The sequence below is a fragment of the Parafrankia sp. EAN1pec genome, from assembly GCF_000018005.1.
In the GTDB taxonomy this organism is placed as follows: Bacteria; Actinomycetota; Actinomycetes; order Frankiales; family Frankiaceae; genus Parafrankia; species Parafrankia soli.
On the sequence record NC_009921.1, the window covers coordinates 8,253,477 to 8,276,160 of the forward strand.

The following is a 22,684-nucleotide window of genomic DNA, read 5'->3' on the forward strand; positions in this document are numbered from 1 at the left end:
GCGTCCGAACTCTGGTCAGCAGGTGGCGCGGTAGGGGAGGCCGGGTACGTACTGGGCCCATTCCGCTTCGTTAAGACCGCGTTCTGCCCGCTGACAGCTGATCTTGATCGCATCTTCTCGCACAGTGCGAAGTACCTTAGCGTCCCAGATTTGGATCCCTCCCTCGGGAAAGGCCGTGGCGGTGACGATTGCTCCGTCGCGCTGCACGATAGCGAGATCAGAGAGGTTGTTGGTGGGACTCACGTGAATTGTTCCGAGAGAGCGTGGCCTGGATGCCTCATCGAGGTTCCAGAGCCGGACCGAGCTGACAGCTTGGCCCATGTCGTACTGGCGGGTGCCTCCGACCGCCAACATCGACTCGCCCGGGCTGAACTCGATCTCGGTTATTACCTCCTGGTCTGGGTCGATCAATGGATCACCGACCCTATGAACAGCCTGCAGATCTGTGGCGTCCCAGAGCAGAACCTTGCCGTTAGAATTGCCGTTCCCGGTGGCGGCCAGCTTGCTGCGATCGTCGAAGTCAGTAGCAGCTACTTCGAAACTGTGCCCGGGAAGCTCGGTGACCATAGTTGTGGAGTTCGCTGGCAGCTGCCACAGTCGCGAGGTTCCTCCTTCAAAGCCGACCAGAATTGCATCTGAATCTGGAGAGAAGGAGAGTGACTGCGGGGCGTCCGAACCCCGGTAGAGCTCGATAGCGGATGGCTCCCGCTCGTTGACCCTCCACAGTGTCACGCTCGCGTCATCAACGCGGCTGCCGGTGGCAGACACTGCACCGATAGCGAGCAGGTCGCCGGGTTTGTTGAACTCTACCGCCGTGACTAGCCCGAGCCCGGAGCGTTTGGTGGTGATGAGTTCAGGGTGTTCCGCGTCACGGATGTTCCATAGCGCGACATCGCCGTTGACATGTCCAACCGCCAGCATGCCGCCATCACCGGTAAGTGCAAGGCTATTGACTTCCGATCCCGCGTTGATGGTCGTGATTTGACGCGGCTTATCCAAATGGGTGATATCCCACAAGAGGGTCGAGCCGTCGCTGCGTCCGCCAGCCAGGAGCGTACCGCTGCGGTTGGTCGCGAGCGCTCTGTAGCCAACTTCGGGCTCGGTCGTGATTCCTGCGACTTGTCGGGGCTCGGTCGGTTGGGCGATGTCCCACAAGATCGTTGTCCCATCAACACCGGCCGTCGCGAGGATCCTCCCATCCTCGGCCAAGTCCAGGCCGGAGATACTCTGGGTGTGCCCGGCGAACGACGACTGGACCGGGTACGGTACCTCCGAGTCGGAGACATTCCAGGCAACCAGTTCTCCGTTCTCGCTGGCAGCAAAAAGGAAATCTGATCCCTTGGCGGTGTCAAGACCCACGATCCGTTTGGTGAAATGGCGTAACGGATTATTTTCTATAACGATCGGGGCGCCAGGATTATCGATGTCCATCATGATGATATTTCCGTCGTATTTTCCTGCTCCCACGGCCAGGTGTTCGTCGTCCCCGACGAAAGCGAGACTGGTCACCGTCCCCTGCGGAGAAGGGAAGCGCCCCAGCGTCGCCACAGATCTCGGATCGCTGACGTCCATAACGAGCACATAGCCGATATTATCGCCGGTAGCGAGGAGTCGTCCGTCTGGCGAGAAGGTCACAGCCCATACAGCTCCACCATTGCCAACAACCGGCACACCTATCCGCTCCGGCTGGTCACGCACGGTCACATCCCACAATGATGTCATCCCCGGGGATGCGACGACCAGAATCTCACCAGAGGGGCTGAATTTGACAAAACTAAGGACATCTTCCTGGACTTGACCGAACGGCCGGGGCGCCGTCGGATTGCTGATGTCCCAGAGCGTCACCTTGTCGATCGTCACCACAGCCAGCGCGGACGACTGCGGGTCGAAGGTGATCTGAGTGATGGCTACTCCATCGCCGAGCCCGAACGGCCCGTACTGCTTCTTCGGTCGCCGCGGGTCGACGATGTTCCAGAGTTCGATTTTCCCACTAACTCCGCCGACGGCAACAAGATGGGAGTCCGGGCTGACGGCCACTTCCAGGAACGGGTCAGAGATAGCGAAGCTCGACGCGATGTAAGGGGAATCGGTAATCGTCTCAAGGAGGCCGGACTGGGTCCGTGTATTGTCTGCGACCGCTCGTGCTGCGATACCCAGCCGCAGAGACAGCAGCGGATCGACATCGCGGGCAGCATCGGCGCGGGCCACCAACCCGTCCGCGGTCGAGAGGATGCTTGCCTGGCTGGCGGCATCGCGCTCGGCGACGGCGTTCCCGCGCTGCACAATGGCTGCAGACGCGCCGGCGACCGCGAGGACCGTCAGAATGGCTAGGCCTGCCGTGAGTTGGCGCAGTCGTCGGCTGGTCCGGCGGTCCCCCCGCACCCGTGCTTCCGCTTCGGCGTCGAGCTCGGCCTGGTGAGCGACCGACGCGGCGAGGAACGACGGCCCAGGCTCGGGCAGATCCTCCTCGCTCGAGCTCGGTGTCGCGAGGCGTTCGCGGATGCGTCCCAGCTGGGCCCCTCGGTAAAGCCGTGAATCGTCGCGGCCCGACCGCTCCCATGCCTCCGCGTGCCCGACCAGCTCATCTCGCGCGCGAAGACGCTCCTGGTCACGACTGATCCAGTCGCGGAGCCTAGGCCATTCCCGCAGCAGCGCCTCGTGCACAATTTCGCAGGAGCCGCGATCGACGCTCACCAACCGGTCTTGCACAAGCCGTCCAAGAACGCGCTGGTGAGCCCCTGTCGGCGGGAGATCCGTCAGTGGGAGCCGTCGTCTGGTGGGCTCGTCGGTCGACTGAAGCCGCACCATTCGCAGGAAAATATTGCGAGCAACATCCTGTTCGAGATCGCCCATTCCGGCATAGCAGGATTCTGCAGTCGTGGCGATCGCGCGTCGCACTCCGCCTGACTCATGGTAGTCGGCGAAGAGTAGCGTGCTACGGTCACTATGGATCCAGGTTTGCCGCATTGCGTGCGACAAGAGTGGCAAGGTCCCAGCCTCGGACCGACCTCGTTCCAGAAACTCAGCGAGGATGTGTTCGATTAGCCCCGACTCCCAGCGCAGGCCGGCCACTTGGGCGGGACCTTCGAGAGTCCGTCGGATGTCTTCCTCAGACATCGGGCCCACCAAAAGTGGACGCCGCAGCGACTCGGCCAGCTCAGGATACCGTGAACAGGCACCGAAGACGTCGGCGCGAATGCCGAGTATCGTAGTGAATAAACATTCATCACGATCCGACATCGGTAGCTCAACTGGTTCCTCATTCTCGCAAGCTTGCGGACTGCCAGCTGTGATCGCCCTGATGAATAGTTTACGATCATCCTCGTCGTCACAAAGCAGAAAAAGTTCTTCAAACTGGTCTACTATGAGCAGGAGGCGGGCTTGCCGAGGCGGTTGACCTCCCGAGTCCACGAGAAGCTGATCAACCAGTCGCTCCAGGCCTGCTGGCGAAGACCGGAGAATCTGTTCAGCCTCATGGGAAGAAACTCCGACCGACATAGAGATTCTGGCCGCGAGATTACCGATCGGATTGGCACCCGGGGTTATCACCAGGTAAGGCCAGGAAGCCGCAGCAGGAACGCCCGGCTCGCCACTGGCCAGCGCGGGCAGCAGTCCCGCATGCAGCAGTGATGACTTGCCAGTTCCGGAGGCGCCTACCACGGCGATGGGCCCGGAGCGCTCCCGCACACCGCTGGTCACCCGCTCCATCAGTTCCTGCGTGAGGCGTTCGCGACCGAAGAACAGCTCCTGATCGGAAGATGAATAGAAGGCCAGACCGGGCCAGGGGCATACTTGCTTGCGCAGCTCCCCCTCTTCGGTGTTCCGATCAGTTGATCTCCTCCAGGTACGGCGTGCAGTGTCGAAGGCAACGTTCGGGGCGAGAATAAGGTCGCCGACCTCGTCAACCGCCCATCTCCGGGGCAGCGGACAATTCTGTTCAGGAAGTGCCTTGCGCAGATGCGTGTAGAGATCATCGAGTCGGATCACTGGGCCACCGGCAGCGTCGCCCGCAGTGAATAGGTCGATGGCTGATCCGGTGAAAGCGGTATGCGTTGAGCCTACCGGAGCGAGGGCATGCTCATTCCAGGCGGACGCAGTCAACAGGTAGACGCCGCTCAATCCGGCGCGGGCTATCTGTGCGCTGCTCTGCAGGCGTGACGGGACGGTGGCGCGCCCGCCGAAACAGCAATCTAGCACGATCGCGACAAGTGGTGCCGTGCACTCGACGATAGCCCGTTGAACCTCCGCAAATGGCAGCGCCTGGTACACAGCTCGGCCTTCGGTCAGGTCCTTCGTAGCGTACGTTGCCAGATAGAGCTCGTTGTCAAGATCGACAAGGCCGTGCCCAACATACCAGATGACGAGGCCTCGGCTCGCCTTACGTGCCGCCGCTTCGATCGACTCAACAAAAACAAGCGGGTTCTCCGGATCCAGCAGCACATCGATCTGCGTGCCGGGGACGCCGCACTGTTCGACCAAAGTCTCCTTCAGGTCCCACACGGATATCCGGACTTGCGGAAGGTCGTTTAGTAGCGATCCTTCCCGATGGCTTCCCGTCCCGACGAGGAGAATCTGCACACCTCGGTCGGAAATCCCAGTCACTGGCGTGAAGGACTGGCGAGGTTTTCCATCTTGCGTTGCAAAATATGCTTGTATTGCAACATTCGAACCTTACCCCCGTTACAACCGAACTATCTGGCGTGATCATAATTCTACAGGGTGCTGTTGAATTTTCGGACAGGAAACTGACGCCTCTGTGTCGTCAACTGCCCTGAGTGGCTGGTGGGTGCGGGAGTCGCAGCGCGGACGGGTGATGACAATGCGGTGGAGGGCTGCGTTGGCCTGGCGGTCGCCGCTGCGGTTGAGGCGGTGACGGCGGGTCTTGCCGGATGACGCCTCGATCGGGCTGACGTCGCGCAGGGCGGCGAAGGACGCATCGCTGGCCAGGCCCCGTTGCGGGTTGTCTCCTGCAGCGATGAGAAGAGCCGCAGCGGTGTCCGGCCCGACGCGGGCGAGCAGGGCGGGTGTGTGACGAGTGAGCAGGGTAGTCAGCCGTCGGTTGAGGTTGTCGGCCTCGTCGGTGAGCTGCAGGACCCGGGTTGGCCAGCCGGCGCAGCGTGTGGCGCGCGGGGGTGGGGGTGTCGATCGGTGCGCCGTCGTCGAGGGCAGCGCACCGGCGGACGAGGGTCATGCGGCCCAGTCCTGCGAGGGATTCACGCAGCTCCGGGTCGGCGCGGAGGCACTGTTGCGTTCGAGGTCACCACCGACAAGGCACCCGTCTATCCGAGGCTCCTCGACGAGCTGCTCCCCGAGACCTGCCACGTCGACGCTGCGAAAGAGAACAACCGGATCGAGACCGATCACGGCCGGTTGAAAGCCCGACTCCGGCCCATGCATGGGATGAAGCGGCTCCGCTCGGTCCAGACGATCAGCACCGGGCACGCCCTGGTCCAGAACATCCGCCGGGGCCACTACGAACTCGCCACCGACACCAACCCGCAGCTCCGGCTGGCAGCCGTGTTCACCGAACTCGCTGCTGCCATCTGACCGCCACTCACCGGACCGCTGGCCTGCCCCACTTCCCCAGAATACAATAGAACAATAGCGCCATCCCTTACCATGGTCACCGCCGACAGATAGCTGACATGTGCCGTCGACTAGGTCATGCGGCAACCTCGTGGTCGATACTTGATCGTCATGGCTGTCGAGGTCCTGGTTGGCCGGACGCACCGGAGCCGTGTTTCAGGATTGTGGGACTCGGGACGCGGCGAGGATGAGGACGGGTTCGGTGAGGGTGTTGATTCCCACGCGTAGTGAGGCCGCTATCGGGGCGGTGACCGCTGCGGGGAGCTGCCGGCAGACGCTGGATGTGTAGGGGAGGTTCAGCGTCCCGGTCGCCTTGTCGCCGATGACGGTCTGTAGGCCGGCGAGCACGGTGGCGGCTCCGTCGTAGCCGGTGCCGGGCATGCAACTCGCGTCTGTGATCACCGCTGTTGCGGATGTTTCGGAGTTTCGCCTGACGGCGATGCCGTAGCTCGGGAACCGGTCGGTGGTGTAGGTGACGCGAAGACCCGTCGATGTCGGGGTGGCGGTGATCGCGCCATCCAGTGACGGGGTGATCGGGATGGTGCTGGTCCACGAGGTTGGCACAGCGCAGATCGCTTTGAGACTGGCAGGTCCGGGCAGCGCGGACTGGCAGATGTCCTTGACTGCTTGGAGCATGGGTGCCGCGCTCGTGGGCGTGAGCGGGTCCGATCCCTTCACACCGATCGTCAGTGTCGCGGGTGAGCTGATCTTCGCGCCGGGGTTGACCGATGGGTCGGCGTGCCCGACCAGGCGGCAGGTGGCGCGCTTCCCGGTGTCGCCAACGATGGTGAACGTCCGTGTGGTGGTGCCGACCCCGAGCTTGGCGGACAGGCCCGTCAGTGCTTTCCCGTCCCAGTCGAGTTCCGCGGTGGTGATGATCCGGACGTCGGAGGCGCGTCCGGTGTCGTTCGCCGGGCCCGTCACGCCGTAGACCCGGTGGCCGTCACCGGCGAACTCGGAGCTGACGACTCTGACTGATCCGTTTGGGCTGCCGGAGCTGACCGCGGCGAAACAGCTACGCAGTGGCTGTCCCATCAACGGGATATAAGGGTTGGGAAACGAGACCGGGGCGAGCACGAACGGGTCCGCGGTGCTGCTCTGCGGAATCCACGACTTGAGTTCCACCCGATAATGATCAACGATGCGGATCGTTACATCGTCGTGGGCACTCAAGCCGGTCGGGCTGACGGCGGTGAGGCGCAGCGCGTAGGTGCCAAGGGTGGAGAAGGTCGCGACGGCGTTCGCCGAGCCCGCCGAGAAGGTGACCTGACCAGGGCCGGCGAGCTGGGTCCAGGCCGTGGCCGATGCTCCGGAGACCTTGCCCGCCAGCGTGACAGAACGCTGCCCGGCCACGGTCCTGTCAGCTCCCGCGGACACGGCCGGAGCAGTCGGGGTGGGCTTGGGTGTCGGAGAGGGGCTGGTGGGTGGGGTCGGTGACGGGGTGGGTGATGGCGAGCGGGTGGGTGACGGTGACGGCGTGGGTCCCTGGCAGTTGGTGGGGTTCGCGACCGCGGGGCTGTAGGCGCATCCGTCGCCATCGGGATCCGGGTAGAAGAGTCCTGCATAGCCACCCGCAAGCTGGTAGTACTGGCCTGAGCCGTCGTCCCAGTAGCGGTAGCTAATTCCCCAAACTTCAATGTTGTAGTGGATCTCGTCGACGAGTGCCGGCAGTTTGAAGGTCGCGGTCGATGCTTCGGACTGCACGGCGTACAGGAGGACATCAGGGGCCCCGAGCTGATGGAGCGTCGCGGAGAAATTGAAGAGATCACCGGTCGGGCAGTTGGTTCTGCCCTTCCAGGAAAGTGTGATCGAGGAACCGGCAGAGCCGTTTGACGTCGCTACACACGAGTCGACCTTGGGTATCCAGAGCCAGCCGGGTGACGCGGCACGTGCGGCAACGCCAGAACCGACTGTCAGAACTCCGATGGCCGCCAGGACAGCCAAACCCGCGGAAGCCAAAATTCTGGTAAGGCGCGCGCCCATGGCCATTCCCCCCGAAAGGACCCATAGATCAAAGTTCGCTCCACAAGCTACCACTAGGTGCACCAGCCGAGAACCCCGGACATGGGCAGCGACGAGCAGACATCACAGACGACAGGCACAGCCCAGGGCCGGTGACAACGGCGAGATCATCGTGGCTGTGGTGATGTCCTGCACCCAGGCAAGCCCTGCCTGGCGTCCAATGCTGATCATCTGGACGACGCAGAAGCGTTGCAGGCCGCGCTGGGGCTGACGGGCAAGGCTGTCTCACCCAAGCCCAGCGGGGAAGGACCGGCACTGCCTGACGAGGAGTACTCGGCGGGCAGTGCCGCCGCGAGTCGAAACCCACCCCACCAGCTGGGCGCCCTTCTTCCCTTCTGCTGATCCGGTCAGCTGGCGGGGTCGGATGCGGAGGCCTTCGCCAGGGTCGGTAGTGGCGGGCAGGGATGCCCGAGGCGGGCTGTCCGGGCTGGCTTGGGTAGTCCGGAGGTTCTCGGCATGGGTGGCCGGGTGGGTGCGGAGAGCGATGGTCAGGGTCGTACAGTGTACGTAGTGGTCCTGTCGTACGGGGGTGGGCTGTGACCGACAGCTTCGACGTGTTCGTTTCCTACGGGCATGACGATCAGGTGTGGGTGCGGGCGCTGGCGGAGAACCTGGAACGCGCCGGCCTGCACGTTTTCTACGACGAGTGGGAGATCCTCGCCGGGGATGTGCTGGCCCACCGGCTCGACGCCGGCGTTCTGGGCTCAACGTCAGGGATCCTGGTGGTCAGTCCGCATGCGCTGTCGCGGCCGTGGGTGCGCGAGGAGTATGCGGCGATGCTGACCCGGGCGGTCGCTGGCCAGCAGCGGCTGATCCCGGTGATCCTTGAGGATGCGGAGTTGCCGGCGTTTCTGGCGTCGCGGGTGTGGGTCGATTTCCGTGACACCCACGACCCGGCGACCTACACAGTCCGGGTCGGGGAGCTGGTGGCGTCGTTGCGTGGCCAGCGGCGGTCCCGGCCGGCTGCGGACGGCACCGTACGCCCTCCACCAGGGCAGGCGTATGTGGCCGAAGGGCCCCGCGTTGCAACGTTGCGGATCACCCCGGACCGGGTGGAACTGCATACCACCGGCGGGACCGTGGAAGGCCGCCCAGTCGGGATGGACTGGTCAGCAGGTCAGGTACTGGGCGAGCTGGAACGAGTCCGGACCCGCAGAACGGCCAGCGGGCTGGCCCTGAAAGCGCCAGCCGCTGGCGGTGTGGCCGCCGATCCCCTCGACGGGGCGCTGCGGGCTGTCGGGCGGATGCTCGGCGAACGGTTCCTGCCCGCCGACGTCGCGGCCGGCCTCGCGGGTGAGGTCGACGCGGCGGTACGCGGCGGGGTATCCCTGCAGCTGGCGGTGCAGACAGCTGATGGGGTGGCGGATCTGCCGTGGGAGACCCTCACCCTACCCGCGCACACCCGCCCGCTGGTGCTGCACCCGGGCGTGCAGCTGTACCGGGCGGTCGTCGGGTTGGGAGCGACACCGGCGATGGGGATCCGGGGGCCGCTACGGATCCTCGCGGTGATCGCCAGCCCCGACCACGGTGGCGGGGCGCTGCTGGACTACGAAGCTGAGCTCGCGCGGATCCTTGACGCCGTCGACCCGGCCCGCCGCAAAGGCGAGGCCTATGTGCGGATCTTGAACGGGGGTAGCCGGGAGGCGATCCGGGCAGCCCTGTTGCAGGAGCGGTTCCACGTCCTGCACCTGTCCTGCCACGCCGAGCCCGGCCGCCTCGTGTTGGAAGCCGAGGACGGCGCCGCCGACCTTGTCGACACCCAGAGGTTCGTCGAGGAGGTCCTCGTCGTCGGGCGGGGTGTGCCCCTGGTGGTGCTCGCTGGCTGCTCCACCGCACTGCATAGTGGCAGCGCCGTGGACCCGAACGAGGAACAAGCGGGGGGTGGCGCGGGGTTGCTGCCGGGGTTGGCCCGGGGGCTGCTCGCGCACGGGGTGCCCGCGGTGTTGGCGATGACCGCCCCGGTCAGCGATCTGTATGCCACGGATCTGGCCTCGCGGCTGTATGGCGAACTGGCCGGACGCGCGGTGGTCGCTCCCCTCGCCGCGCTGACGGACGCCCGCCAGGCGGTAGAAACCAGCCGGGTGGGCCTACCCGCCTCCGATCGGCGGGCGGGGCTTGCCGAATGGGCCACCCCCGCGCTGTTCCTCCGCGGCCCGGTACTGCCGTTGTATGACCCGGCTGCGGGTTTCGACACGATCACCGAACCGGTTACGCCGGTGCTGGCGGAAGGGATCGTGGTCCGCCGGGTCGGGGAGTTCGTCGGCCGCCGCACCGAACTCCGCACCCTGCACCGCGCCCTCCACGGCGAAGGCGCCGGGGTTGTCCTGCACGGCATCGGCGGCGTCGGGAAATCAACCCTCGCCGCACAACTCCTCACCGACCTCGGCGACGACGCAGGCCTGGTCGTATCGCTGACCGGGCCGGTCGCGGTCGATCAGATCCTCGCCGCGATCGCCGCCCGGCTGGCCTCCTGGTGCTTAAAGCACAACATCAACATCGACGATGTACGCCGGCGCCTGATCGATGCCCTCCGCTCCGGGGCCCCGTGGCAGGAACGCGTCGCGCTGCTCGCAGAGCATCTGCTGCCGACAGTGCCGGTCACGCTGTTCCTCGACAACGCCGAGGACACCCTCACCCCCCACGGTGTCGGTCACCGGTTCACCGACCCGCAGCTGAACGCGTTCCTGGCCGCGTGGGTCGGGCTGCCGGGGCGGGCCCGGCTGCTGGTCACCAGCCGCTACCCGCTGCCCGTCGACACCGCTACCGCCCACCGGCTGACCGTGCACCACCTCGGCCCGCTCTCGGTCGCGGAAGCCCGCAAACTGTTGTGGCGGCTCCCCGCCCTCGACGCACTCACCGCCAACGAACAGGCCCGCGCGATCGCGGACGTAGGCGGGCACCCCCGCACCCTGGAATACCTCGACGCGCTCCTCGCCGGCGGCCACGCCCACTTCCCCGAGATCGCCACCCGCCTCGAGAACACCCTGAAAACCCGCGGTGTCACCGACCCCGCCGCCTGGTACACCACCCTCGCCGGGAACATCGATCGGGCGCTGGCCGAAACCATCACCCTCGCCGTCGACGACATCGTCCTCGACACCCTCCTCACCCGCCTCGACACCATCCCCCTCGCCCGGCGGCTGCTGACCGGCGCGGCGGTCTACCGCCTACCCGTCGACCGCAACGGCCTCGCCTGGCAGATCTCCACAACCGTCGAACCGACACCCGACTCCGCCCAGGACCCGGACATCGCCAGGATTCTCAAGTTTCTCGCGGAGGCTCGTACCAGCGGGGTGACCGCCCTGGAAGACGCCGGCCTCACCGATACCCAGATCCAGAGGTATCAGCGGTGGGTGGAACAGCAGCGCCGGCCACCACTGGCCATCCCCCAAGAATTCGACACCGCCCTGACCAGCCTGCTCGAGCTCGGACTCCTCTCCCCCACCCGCGATACCGGCGGGCAGCTGGCGTTCACCGTGCACCGCTGGACCGCCACCGCCCTCCTGTCCCGCGCCACCCCCCACGACCACACCGACGCCCACCACCGGGCCGCCGCCTACTGGGAATGGCGGGTCGCAGTCTGGCCTCAGGACCAGTACACCGACGTCACCCAGCTGTTGGAGGCCGGCCATCACCATCTCACCACAGGCGCTCACGACCGCATCGACCAAACCACCGGCGCCGCCTGTCAGCAGCTACACACCTGGGGCCTGTGGGCTTGGGAAGAACAGATCTGCCGCCACTCCCTGAACCGCCTTCCCACCACCGACACCAGCCGGCTTACGGCCGCGTTCACCCAGCAACTCGGCATGATAGCTCAGCTATGGGGGGACTACACTACCGCCGAAAATCGCTACCACAAATCCCTCGCCATCTTCCAAGAGCTCGGAGACCAAGCTGGCATCGCCAACTGTTACCACCAGCTCGGCAGGATCACCCAAGAGCGGGCAGACTACACCACCGCCGAAAACCGCTACCAAAAATCCCTCACGATCCGCGAGGAGCTCGGAGACCGAGCCGGCATCGCCACTAGTCATCACCAGCTTGGCATTATTGCCCAAGACCGAGGGGACCACACCACCGCCGAAAACCGCTACCAGAAAGCCCTTACCATCTTTCAAGAGCTCGGGGACCGAGCTGGCATCGCCGGCAGCTATGGTCAACTCGGCATGATCGCCGAGCTTCGAGGGGACTACACCACCGCCGAAAACCGCTACCAGAAAGCCCTCACGATCCGCGAGGAGCTCGGAGACCGAGCCGGCATCGCCACTAGTCATCACCAGCTTGGCATTATTGCCCAAGACCGAGGGGACCACACCACCGCCGAAAACCGCTACCAGAAAGCCCTCACGATCCGCGAGGAGCTCGGAGACCGAGCCGGCATCGCCACTAGTCATCACCAGCTTGGCATTATTGCCCAAGACCGAGGGGACTACACCACCGCCGAAAACCGCTACCAGAAAGCCCTTACCATCTTTCAAGAGCTCGGGGACCGAGCTGGCATCGCCGGCAGCTATGGTCAACTCGGCATGATCGCCGAGCTTCGAGGGGACTACACCACCGCCGAAAACCTCTACCAACGGACCCTCACTATATTTAGAGAGCTCGGGAACCGGGTCGGAATTGCCACCAGCTATCAGAGGCTCGGCATCGTGGCCGAACTGGTAGAGGACTACGCGACCGCGGAAGAAAACCACCAGAAATCCCTAGCCATCTTCAAAGAGCTCGGACACCGGATGGGCATCTCCACTAGCCATCTCCAGATCGGCGTCATCGCCCAGAATCAGGGAGATTACACCACCGCCGAAAAACGCTACCAGAAAGCACTCACCATCTTCCAAGAGCTTGGGAAGCGAGCCGACATCGCAGCCACCGCCTCCCAAATCGGCGTTCTGTACACCACTCGGGACCGCATCGCCGATGCCATCCCGTACAACCTAACGGCACTATCCATTCGCCTCAGCATCAAATCACCCGAATCGGCCATCGACATCCATTGGCTGAAAAAGCAACGCGAAGCACTCACCGACGCCGGTTTTCGGGCAGCCCTTGCCAACCATGTATCCCACAATGATATCAACACCACCATCGATTTCCTCGACTCGATCCCCGAATAGTGAAAATCTTCCCTAACCCTCTGGATACCCCTGTTGCAACACCAATGAAGTTCGCGGAGGACATCGCCGGAACCGTCTCTCAATGATTCCGCCCTCGATAGGGTCGCCGGATTTCCGCCTGCACAGACCGGCGCCGGAGGAAGATCCGTACCAGCCACGAAGATCGTGAACCTCACGGTGTGCACATCGTGAACCCAGACGACGGAGCACTACCCGACAGTACCCGATACTTCGTGACACACGGCATCGGCCGTGACCTGCACAAACACCCACGCGGCAGCGCTACGCGACACCAGCCGACACGGCGACCTACGGGCTTTTAACCGGTGAGTTCAGGGTTCGAGTCCCTGACGGCCCACTTTTAGAGGGCATCTCCTGCACATTTTGATGGCATTCCCAAGAACACTTCGTGTCCGCTCTCGAGGACCCCGGATAGCCGGCCGATCTGGTTATTGCGACGCCCGTAAATCCTTGCGGTTTTTCACCGACTGCGGCGGCTGCGGTGGACTGCTCCGCCCCACTGCAACACGCCGCGTCCCACACCGCTGCCGTCGCTGCCGCCGTCAGGTCCAGTGACCCTGCCGCCGGTGGACCCCGACATCCACGAACCGCCCCGCCGAGCTGGCGGTCGAGCCGTCACGCGCCGACGAGCGCCTCCAACGCGACGGTGGCCGTTCGCCTCAATCGCGGCGGGACGCACCACGCGGAATGCTGTCGGCATTCGGCAGCGGTCCGTCTATGCCGAGCAGGACGCTGGCGCCGCCGTTCCAGTAGCGGACCCCGTCCCGCGCGATCAGAAGAGGAGGTGGTCGCGTTCGTCCTGGTCGAGGTCGTGCAGCAGGCTGGTCAGCAGGCTCACCGGGTAGCTCCTCGCGCGTTGGCCTGAGCCGGCGCATGATGTTCGCGGCGTTCGTTCGGGTACCCGGACAGCCCCGTCTCTCACCGCGCTGAGCCGCCGTACACCAGGCAGGCAGGTCTCACCCCACCCCGCGGGCGGCGGGTTACCGACATCGGAGCGGGTAGGCCCGAAAGGAGAAGTGAAAGCCGACACGGAGGGTGTTATGCGTACACCGGCCCACGGGCATCGGGAGGTAGAGACCAAATTCGACGTGAGTTCGACGTTCGTCGTCCCGGTCCTGACCGGTCTTGCCGGGGTCGCCTCGACCGCCGGGCCGACGGAGGAGCATCTCGACGCCGTCTACTACGACACCGAAGATCTGCGGCTTGCCCGCAACCGCATCACGCTGCGACGGCGCCAGGGCGGGCATGACGCCGGCTGGCATCTCAAGCTCCAGAGCTCGGGGGCCGGCCGGGACGAGATCAGCCGTCCGCTGGGCGCGATCGAGCGGGACCCCTCCGCCGAGGGCACTGTCCCGGGCGAGTTCGCCGACCTCGTGGCCGCCACCACCCGGGGCAGGCCCCTGGCCCCCGTCGCGCGGGTGCGGACCGTCCGCCGCGCGACCACTCTGCGCGCCCCCGACGGACGGGACCTGGCGGAACTAGCCGACGACGAGGTCCACGCCCAGACACTGGGCACGTCGACGACGCTGTCCCGCTGGCGGGAGATCGAGGTCGAGGCCCTCGGCGACGACCTCGACGTCCTGCCGGCGGCCGGGGCGGTGCTGTGTGAGGCCGGGGCCCGGCCGGCCGCCGGGCCGTCCAAGCTCGCCCGGGCACTCGGATCGCGGGCGGCGCGGCCGGAACTCCCCGAGCTCCCCGCCGACGGCGCCCCGGCCGGGGGAACCGCGGGTGAGGCCGTCCGCGGCTATCTGGCGACCCATACCCGGGCCCTGCTGGCCGCTGACGCCCGCGTGCGCCTCGGCGATCCCGAGTCTGTTCACGACATGCGGGTCGCCGCCCGCCGGCTGCGCAGCGCCCTGCGCACGTTCCAGCGGCTGTTCGACCCAGCACCGGCGCGCGTGCTCCAGGCCCGGCTGCGGGAACTGAACCTCCTGCTCAACGCCGCCCGCGACGGCGAGGTCCAGCTCGAGCGGTTCACCACCGAGATCGACGCGCTCGACGAACGGGACCTGCTGGGCCCCGTCGCCGCCCGCGTGCAGGGCCATCTGCGCGCACAGCACCTGCGCGGCCGGGAGCAGGCCCTGACCTGGATGCGCGACGCGCAGTACCTGGATTTCCTCGACGACCTGATCGCCTTCGTCGTCGGACCACCGTATTCCGCCCTTGGTCGCCGCCCGGCCGGGCCGGCCCTGCGCTCCCCGATCCGCAAAGCCGACCGCAAGCTGCGCCGCCGGGTCGATCGAGCCCTCCGCACCCCCGCCGGCGACAGCCAGGACGTCGCCCTGCACGCCGCGCGGAAGGCCGCGAAGCAGCTGCGCTACGCGAGCGAGGCGGCCACGCCGGTCTACGGGGAACACGCCGCGACGCACACCAGGCGAGCCAAGAAAATCCAGAACAGCCTGGGTGAGCACCAGGACTGCGTCGTCGCCCAGGGCGTCCTGCGCGAGTTCGCGATCGCCGCCAACCAGGCCGGCGAATCCTCGTTCACCTACGGCCTTCTCCTCGGCGGCGAGCGGGAACAGGCTCACCTGACCAGGGATGTCTTCGCCGCCCGCTGGCCGAAGCTCTCCCGCCGGCGCCACCGCCGCTGGCTGCACTGATACACCACCCCAGAACGGGGCACAGGTGTTTTTATCGCACTGATGGAGGTGGGGACGTGGGCCTGGTGACCCGGAAGGCCCGAACGGCTGTCGCTCCACCTGGCATGCGCCGTGCCCCAACCCCCGTCCCCGGGGCACGGCGCCCAGAGCGAACGCGGCGAACGGCGGAGCCGACGCGGACCGCCGCGCACGCCCTGCGGGAGACGACGGTGATCGCCTCCGACGGGGTGTCCCTGCATGTCGACGAGATCGGCCCGAGCGACGCGACGCTGACCCTCGTCTTCGTGCACGGCTTCTGCATGACCGCGGACGCCTGGTCCTCCCAGCGCCGGAATCTCGCCGACCTGGGACGCACGGTCTGCTACGACCAACGCGCGCACGGCCGGTCGGGCCCGTCCGACGCCGAGCACTGCACCCTCGCGCAGCTCGCCGATGACCTGCTCCGGGTCCTCGACGACCGGGTGCCGACCGGCCCGATCGCGCTCATCGGTCATTCGATGGGCGGGATGACCATCCTCGGGCTGGCCGAGACACACCCGGAGCTGTTCGGCGACCGGATCGTCGCCGTGGCCCTGCTGTCCACGAGCGCGGGTGGGCTGGCCCGGTCGGTACTCGGCCTCGGCCTGCCGGCCATGGTCGCCACCGCGGCACGCCGGACGCTGCCCGGTGTGGCCGCCGCGATGCGCCACTCCCCGTCGGTGCTGGAACGGGCCCGGTGGCGGGGCAGCGGCCTGTCGAGGGCGCTGGTCGAGGCCGTGCCGGCCGCCGAACTCTCCGTCGAGGCAGGTGCCGGGCACGCGGTGATCCTCGAACGCCCGAACGCGGTCAGTGCCCGCCTACGCGAGCTGATCGACAGGGCGCTTCCGGGCCGCCGGGTGTGCCGGCGCCCAAGCCTGCGTCCGATGACGCGGACCCGGCGCATCCCCACCGCCGGCGATCGACAGCCCTGAGACCCGAAGAAAGGAAGGACGGTACGGCTGTTGGGCGCGCAGGCGCACATCGGTACGTCCGGCTGGAGCTACGACCACTGGACCGGCGTGCTGTACCCGCCAGGCACGCCGGCGCGTCGACGGCTGGAGATCTACATCCGGGTGATCGGCGTGCCCTCGCCGCTCGCCGCTCGCCGACGTGGCATCGCCCCGGTTTGGGGCCGTCGGGCGGGGTAGGCCTGCGATGATGATGACTGCACTGGAATCCACTGCCCGCCAGGTCGTCGATCGGGTCACCGGGGTCGCGCGGCGGGAGGAAGCGGAGTACTCCGGCGGCGAACCGCGCCCGTTGGGCGGCTACCGGGCGACGCTGGTCACCTACGACGGCGTGTGCGCCTCGATGGTCGGGGTCGCCCGGCTGGTCGGGGCGAGCCCGCTGCGGGCGCCGTTCACCCGTTACCGCGGCCGGTCCGGCCCGGCCGAGCTGGCCGAGGACGTGCGCGAGTCAGGCGAGGCCCGGCACAGCACCGGCGACTTGCTCACCTGCCCGTTCTCCGCCGCGCAGTGGGAAGCCGCCTTGCGGCGATGACGGAGGGCGGAGCACCCGATGGGGCCGACGCCGCGAGAGCCCGCGGCGAGACCCAGGCCGAGCGGACCGACCGTAACTGGAGCGAGCTGCTCCAGGAACTGCGCGTCGCCCAGACCGGTGTGCAGCTGCTGACCGCCTTCTTGCTCTCACTGCCGTTCCAGCAACGGTTCACGACGCTGAACCACGAGCAGCGTTCGCTGTACCTGGCCATCGTCCTCCTGTCGGCCGGTGCGACCGGCCTGCTCGTGATGCCGGTCAGCATTCACCGGGCCGTGTTCGGTCACCGGGAGAAGCAGACGCTGGTCCGCGTCGCGAGCCGGGTCGCCCAGGCAGGGCTCGCGCTGCTCGCGCTTGCCCTCGCCGGCGTCGTGGCATTGATCTTCGACGTCGTCGAGGGGCGCATGGCCGCGATCGTCGCCGGTGCGGCGGCTCTCGCGCTGCTGGTGGTCCTGTGGGCGATCGTCCCGATGGCCGTCCGGCTGCGCGGCAATCGGGACACCGGCCGTTAGGCGGCCGGGGCCAGGGCTCGCAGCGGCGCCGCCAAGGTCGAGCGGAAGAAGTCGAAGAAGCCGTCCGGGTCAGGGCCGGCGTTCATCAGGACCAGCTGGTCGAAGCCGGCGTCGGTGAACTCGCGGGCGGCCGCCAGATGCCGCGCCGGGTCGGGACCACAGGCGAACTGCCCCCTCACGTCGTCCTCGGTGACCGTCGTCGTCGCGGCGGCGAAGTTGACCGGGTTGGGTAGCTCGCTCATCACTTTCCAGCCGGTCAGCGCCCACCGGTTGGTCGCGTGTACAGCCTTGGCCGCCTCAGCCTCGTCCGCCGCGTAGGCCAGCGGAACCTCGGCGTAACGCGCCCCGGTTCCACCCGCGGCCGCGTAGTCCTCGACGATCCCGGGCTTGGGCTCGGTGGCGAACAGGGCATCGCCGCACTCGGCCGCCAGCCGAACCGACGGCCCACCGCTGGCGGCGACGGCGATCTCCGGCAGCGGATCGGGCAGATCGAACACCCGCGCGTCCTCCAGCTGGAGGTAACGCCCGTCGTAGGACTGGTACCCACCCCGCCACAACAGCCGGATGATCTCGACAGCCTCCCGCAGCATCGCGTGCCGCCTGGCCACAGCGGGGAACCCGCGCCCGACGACATGCTCGTTGAGGCGCTCGCCCGACCCGAGCCCCAGCGTGAAACGCCCGTCGGACACGAGGGCGACGGTCGCCGCCGCCTGCGCGACCACCGCCGGGTGGTACCGGATCGTCGGGCACGTCACGCCGGTCACCAGCCCGACCCGGCCGGTGCGCTCGGCGATCGAGCCGAGCATCGTCCACGTGAACGCCGAATGCCCCTGGTTGTCCAGCCACGGGTGGAAGTGATCGCTCAGCTCCACGAAGTCGAAGCCGGCATCCTCGGCGGCGACCGCCTGACGGATGATCTCCCGGGGGCCGAACGCCTCGGTTGCCAGCTTGTAGCCGACCCGCATCTCTTCTCCTCTCCCTCGTCCGGGCCGCCGGCGATCGGTGCTGATGTCATCGGCTCTGTCAACGCGACGGGCCCGGCGGGTCTCGAACGCGGCGGTGCCGTTCTGGCGCCTGATGTCACCCGCCACCGCGCCCCGGTCAACGCGTGGTGTCCTTCAGGTTCTCGCCAGCCTGCTTGATGTTCCCACCGACCTTCTCCGCGGCACCTCGGGCTTCCAGCCCTCGGTCCCCGCTGGCCCGGCCTGCGGTCCGCTTGCCGCGTCCCGTGAACCGCTGCAGGGCATTCCTCGCCTTGTCCACCATGCTCATCGGAAATTCCTCCGTCGGGTGACCGCTCGTGCGTGGTTGCGGTGCGGCTATACCCAGCCCTGGCCCGGCGACCCGTGGGAGCAGGCACGTTCAAATGGAGGGGACTCCGCACGATAGCCACTGATCCGGGTCAGGTCAGGATCCCCGTTACAACCCGCCGTCGCCGGGTAAGACGGCCATATGACCGATCTGAACATTATCGGCACCCTTTCCGCGATCACGCTGATTGTGATTGGTGTCCTACTTGCTTTCACCTCCGCCATCTCCTGGGACACGCAGACGACGTTCGGGGCGTTCGGGATTCTTCTGGGCGCGATTGGCCTGTTTGGCGGCGGCGTAGGTTCGTTGATCCGTCGCCGGACCTGAGCCCGGGCGCTGCGCGGGTCCCCCACCAGCCAGCTCGAACCGCCTCCTAATCGGTTTTCCCGGCACGGGGATGGGTAGCCGACGGACAGGGGGTGGCTGTCGCGCGGTGCTGCCGTCCGACATCTGGTGACACGGAGCTCGTGATCGCCGAGGCCGGGATCGCGGTCCGGGACGGGTGCCGCGGCTGTCGACCGGGTGGGCAAGTCCCGCGATGTCAAATCCCGCGATGTTATGGAGTGAGTCGTGACCGTTCAGAAGCCTCGTCCGACGACGACCGATGCCGGAATACCCGTCGCCAGCGATGAGCACTCGCTGTCCGTGGGGCCGGACGGCCCGCTGCTGCTGCAGGATCACTACCTGATCGAGCAGATGGCGAACTTCAACCGGGAACGCATCCCGGAGCGTCAGCCGCACGCGAAGGGCGGTGGCGCGTTCGGCACCTTCCAGGTCACCCAGGACATGAGCGCGTTCACCCGGGCCGCGGTGTTCCAGCCCGGTACCGAGACGGATGTGATCATTCGGTTCTCGACGGTGGCCGGGGAGCGCGGCAGCCCCGACACCTGGCGCGACCCACGCGGTTTCGCGGTCAAGTTCTACACCAGCGAGGGCAATCTCGACATCGTCGGGAACAACACGCCGGTCTTCTTCATCAGGGATCCGCTGAAGTTCCAGCACTTCATCCGGTCCCAGAAGCGCCGGGCCGACAACAACCTGCGTGACCACGACATGCAGTGGGACTTCTGGACGCTGTCACCGGAGTCCGCGCACCAGGTCACGTGGCTGATGGGTGACCGCGGCATTCCGCGCACCTGGCGACACATGAACGGATACTCCAGCCACACGTACATGTGGATCAACGCCGCCGGCGAGCGGTTCTGGGTGAAGTACCACTTCAAGACCGATCAGGGCATCGAGTTCTTCACCCAGGACGAGGGTGACCAGATGGCCTCGGTAGACACCGACTACCACCAGCGCGACCTCTTCGAGCACATCGCCGCCGGGGACTTCCCGAGCTGGACGCTGAAGATGCAGATCATGCCGTTCGAGGAGGCCAAGACCTACCGGTTCAACCCCTTCGACCTGACCAAGGTCTGGCCGCACGGCGACTACCCGCTGCACGAGGTCGGCCGGCTGACACTCAACCGCAACATCACCGATTTTCACACGGAGATGGAGCAGGCCGCGTTCGAGCCGAACAACATCGTCGCGGGCACCGGGCTGTCGCCGGACAAGATGCTGCTCGCTCGCGGGTTCAGCTACGCCGACGCCCACCGGGCCCGCCTTGGTGTGAACTACAAGCAGATCCCGGTGAACTCCGCGAAGGTGCCCGTCCACAGCTACTCCAAGGACGGCGCGATGCGGGTGCAGAACGTCACCGACCCGGTGTACGCGCCGAACTCCTACAGCGGCCCGGTGGCCCAGCCGGAGCTGACCGACGACGGCGGCCACTGGTACTCCGACGGCGAGATGGTTCGCGCCGCTTACACCTCGCGCCCGGAGGACGACGACTGGGGGCAGGCCGGGACGATGGTCCGCGATGTCCTCGACGACGCCGCGCGGCAGCGGCTGGTCGACAACGTCGTCGGGCACCTGCTCGACGGTGTCAGCGAACCCGTGCTGGTCCGCGCCTTCGAGTACTGGCGCAATGTCGACAAGGACCTCGGCACCCGGATCGAGGCAGACGTACGGGCCAAGCAGGACGAGACCGATCCGAAGGCCGCGCAGCAGGCCAACCCGGCCCGGTCCAGCGCGCAGGCCAAGGCCTGACCGTCCGCCGGCCGTGGCCCGGGGCCCGCCCTCCCAGCCGGGCCCGAACCACGGCCGGCGGCGCCACCTCCGCCACTACCGCGAGTCCGCCACTACCGCGAGCACGCTGAGATCGCCGGTTGGGCCAATGACCTCCAGCTCGGCGAGATCATGCGGGGCCCAGGGTGTTGACCATGACGGCGAGCAGGGCGGTGTCGTCGTCGTGGCCGGCCAGCCGGCCGAGTACGGCCAGGGCCTGGTCGCACAGCTGGTCGGGGGAAGCTGCCGCGGTGGCAGGTGCCCGGCGGATGCCAGGGTGAGCCGCGCGTTCGCGGGGTCCAGCACGGCAAGCGCCGCCGTGGCGATCTGTCCCTGCTCGAGACGATTCGCTGCCTCATCGAGCCGGGCCAGTACGGCCGACGGACTGGGATCGGTGGTGATGTGTGCGCGGGCGGAGGCCCGCAGCTGGCCCACGGTCGCGGCGGCCTGGATGCCGTGCCCCATGACGTCCCCGATGACAAGCGCCACCCGACCGTCGTCCAGGGGAAGGACGTCGTACCAGTCGCCACCGACCAGGGCGCCGGCGCTGCCAGGAAGGTAGCGCCAGGCGAACGACAGCCCACCGATCGTCGGCAGTCGCTGCGGGAGAAGGCTGCGTTGCAGGGTGAGAGCGGTGCGCCGTTCCTGTTCGTACAGCTGAGCGTTGCCCACCGCGACGGCCGCACGCCGGGCGACCTCCTCGATGGCATCCTGCTCGTCGCGGGCGCGTGGGCTGTCCTCGTGACAGAGCACAGCGAGGACGGCGACCGTACGGCCGCCAACGGTGAGCGGAACAACCAGTACGGTCTCGTCGCCGTCGCCGTCGGTGGTGGTGGTGGTGGTCGTGGTTCCGGTCTGAGTAACCGCCCTCATCAGGGCAAGTTCCCTCGGGGAGGGATCGCCGATGGAGGTCATCGGCTCGTCCGTCAGGACCGCGACGGCCCGTTCGGCGTACCGGGGCACCAACAGGTCGGTGGTCTGCTCGAGGACGCGCCGTGGGTCCAGCGTGGTGGTGATCCGGTCGGCGAGCGTCGCGAGGAAAGCGCTGCGTTCGAGCGCACGGCGCTCGGCGGCGAACAGCCGGGCCCGTTCCACGGCCAGCGCGGTCTGCGCCGCCAGCGCCAGGACAAAGTCACGTTCGTCAGCGTCGAAAAGCCGGGGGTGGTCGAAGGAGAACCGCAACGCCCCGAGCACACGGTCACCGACGAGCAGCGGCAACGCACACATCGACACCACATTCGGTTCCCGCTCGGCCAGCTCCGGGTAGCGCGAGTCGCGGTCCTGGCGGGATTCCAACCAGACCGGCATACCGCCGCGGATCGCATCGGCGGCCGGCAGGCGGTCGTCGAGCCGTTCCGCACGCAGCATCGAGACCACCTCCTCGCGGTACCCGACGGTGCCGGGGACCGCGAGCCGCCCAGCGTCCCGCGCGACCAGCAGGCCGCCCCCGAACGCGCCCAGGGCGGTCACCCCTTCGGAAACCACCACCTCAGCGACTTTCTCCGGCGTCGTCGCCAGAGCGAGGGCCGCGGTGACCCCCTGCAGCCGCGCGGCCCGTTCGGCCGTGCGTTGGGTTCTGACCACCTCGTCGAGAGTGTCCAGCAGATACTGCTCGAAGGTACGCACCGGCTCGGGCACGCCGCCCCGGGCAGCGATCCGGAGCTGTGTCACCAGCGATCCCACGTACCAGCGACGGAAAGCCACCTGCTGCGGCGGCGATTCCAGGGTGAGCAGGCGGGCGGCACGGGCGTAGCTCTCGATCTCCTCCAACGCCGCCAGGTACTCCTCGCCGGCGTCCGCGGCATCCAGGGGCAACGCCAGCCACCCCAGCCGGCACACAAACGCAACCGTGCTACCTGGATTATCAGCACATCCCCTGGCCACAGGG

At 67.0% G+C, this 22,684-nt stretch carries 13 protein-coding genes, 1 tRNA gene and 2 pseudogenes; 10 read left to right on the top strand and 6 right to left on the bottom strand.

What is annotated here, in order from left to right; genetic code table 11:
- Positions 1 to 15: 15 nt before the first annotated feature.
- Entirely contained in the window at positions 16 to 4,500 is a 4,485-nt protein-coding gene (locus FRANEAN1_RS41845; RefSeq protein ID WP_157472904.1) for a hypothetical protein, read from the bottom strand.
- A 204-nt stretch (positions 4,501 to 4,704) separates the two neighbouring features.
- Positions 4,705 to 5,169, bottom strand: a complete 465-nt coding sequence (locus FRANEAN1_RS40000) for a transposase (RefSeq protein WP_083788588.1) — start codon at positions 5,167 to 5,169, stop codon at positions 4,705 to 4,707.
- 84 nt (positions 5,170 to 5,253) lie between these two features.
- On the opposite strand from FRANEAN1_RS40000, the pseudogene FRANEAN1_RS33855 reads away from it, so the two are divergent.
- A pseudogene (locus tag FRANEAN1_RS33855) lies at positions 5,254 to 5,547 on the top strand (DDE-type integrase/transposase/recombinase); the annotation flags it as partial.
- Between the two features lie 195 nt (positions 5,548 to 5,742).
- Here the strand turns inward: FRANEAN1_RS33855 and FRANEAN1_RS42705 are convergent.
- Positions 5,743 to 7,290, bottom strand: coding sequence for a hypothetical protein (locus FRANEAN1_RS42705; protein WP_198145406.1), 1,548 nt, complete (start codon positions 7,288 to 7,290; stop codon positions 5,743 to 5,745).
- A gap of 854 nt (positions 7,291 to 8,144) precedes the next feature.
- Here FRANEAN1_RS42705 and FRANEAN1_RS37635 point away from each other — a divergent pair.
- The 7 genes and pseudogenes from FRANEAN1_RS37635 to FRANEAN1_RS33890 all read left to right on the top strand — a co-directional run bounded on the left by FRANEAN1_RS37635 (position 8,145) and on the right by FRANEAN1_RS33890 (position 17,373).
- The gene (locus tag FRANEAN1_RS37635; RefSeq protein ID WP_020464186.1) at positions 8,145 to 12,725 is read left to right on the top strand and encodes a tetratricopeptide repeat protein; all 4,581 of its coding nucleotides are present in this window, start codon (positions 8,145 to 8,147) and stop codon (positions 12,723 to 12,725) included.
- 294 nt (positions 12,726 to 13,019) lie between these two features.
- Positions 13,020 to 13,083 (top strand) — tRNA-Lys (locus FRANEAN1_RS41855).
- A 703-nt stretch (positions 13,084 to 13,786) separates the two neighbouring features.
- On the top strand, positions 13,787 to 15,346 hold the full coding sequence (locus FRANEAN1_RS33870) for a CYTH and CHAD domain-containing protein (protein ID WP_020464187.1): 1,560 nt from the start codon (positions 13,787 to 13,789) through the stop codon (positions 15,344 to 15,346).
- Positions 15,347 to 15,555: 209 nt separating this feature from the next.
- Positions 15,556 to 16,296, top strand: a complete 741-nt coding sequence (locus tag FRANEAN1_RS33875; RefSeq protein ID WP_049795831.1) for an alpha/beta hydrolase — start codon at positions 15,556 to 15,558, stop codon at positions 16,294 to 16,296.
- Between the two features lie 30 nt (positions 16,297 to 16,326).
- A pseudogene (locus FRANEAN1_RS44375) lies at positions 16,327 to 16,437 on the top strand (DUF72 domain-containing protein); the annotation flags it as partial.
- An 82-nt stretch (positions 16,438 to 16,519) separates the two neighbouring features.
- Positions 16,520 to 16,864: a DUF1360 domain-containing protein gene (locus FRANEAN1_RS33885; RefSeq protein ID WP_020464190.1), complete on the top strand. Its 345-nt coding sequence runs from the start codon at positions 16,520 to 16,522 to the stop codon at positions 16,862 to 16,864.
- Positions 16,861 to 17,373, top strand: coding sequence for a DUF6328 family protein (locus FRANEAN1_RS33890; RefSeq protein ID WP_020464191.1), 513 nt, complete (start codon positions 16,861 to 16,863; stop codon positions 17,371 to 17,373). Before FRANEAN1_RS33885 ends, FRANEAN1_RS33890 begins: the two co-directional genes overlap by 4 nt.
- Here FRANEAN1_RS33890 and FRANEAN1_RS33895 read toward each other — a convergent pair.
- Together FRANEAN1_RS33895 and FRANEAN1_RS33900 are read right to left on the bottom strand one after the other, a co-directional pair.
- Positions 17,370 to 18,338 (bottom strand): TIGR03557 family F420-dependent LLM class oxidoreductase, encoded by a 969-nt coding sequence (locus tag FRANEAN1_RS33895; protein WP_020464192.1) that lies wholly within the window; start codon positions 18,336 to 18,338, stop codon positions 17,370 to 17,372. The two genes, FRANEAN1_RS33890 and FRANEAN1_RS33895, sit on opposite strands and share 4 nt — an antisense overlap.
- A gap of 136 nt (positions 18,339 to 18,474) precedes the next feature.
- Positions 18,475 to 18,645 (bottom strand): CsbD family protein, encoded by a 171-nt coding sequence (locus tag FRANEAN1_RS33900; RefSeq protein ID WP_041255094.1) that lies wholly within the window; start codon positions 18,643 to 18,645, stop codon positions 18,475 to 18,477.
- 180 nt (positions 18,646 to 18,825) lie between these two features.
- Between FRANEAN1_RS33900 and FRANEAN1_RS33905 the strand changes: the two genes are divergently transcribed.
- On the top strand, positions 18,826 to 19,011 hold the full coding sequence (locus FRANEAN1_RS33905; RefSeq protein WP_041255095.1) for a hypothetical protein: 186 nt from the start codon (positions 18,826 to 18,828) through the stop codon (positions 19,009 to 19,011).
- Between the two features lie 243 nt (positions 19,012 to 19,254).
- The gene (locus FRANEAN1_RS33910; RefSeq protein WP_020464193.1) at positions 19,255 to 20,778 is read left to right on the top strand and encodes a catalase; all 1,524 of its coding nucleotides are present in this window, start codon (positions 19,255 to 19,257) and stop codon (positions 20,776 to 20,778) included.
- Between the two features lie 75 nt (positions 20,779 to 20,853).
- Here the strand turns inward: FRANEAN1_RS33910 and FRANEAN1_RS33915 are convergent, their stop codons facing one another.
- Positions 20,854 to 22,611, bottom strand: a complete 1,758-nt coding sequence (locus tag FRANEAN1_RS33915; protein WP_020464194.1) for a SpoIIE family protein phosphatase — start codon at positions 22,609 to 22,611, stop codon at positions 20,854 to 20,856.
- Positions 22,612 to 22,684 lie beyond the last annotated feature (73 nt).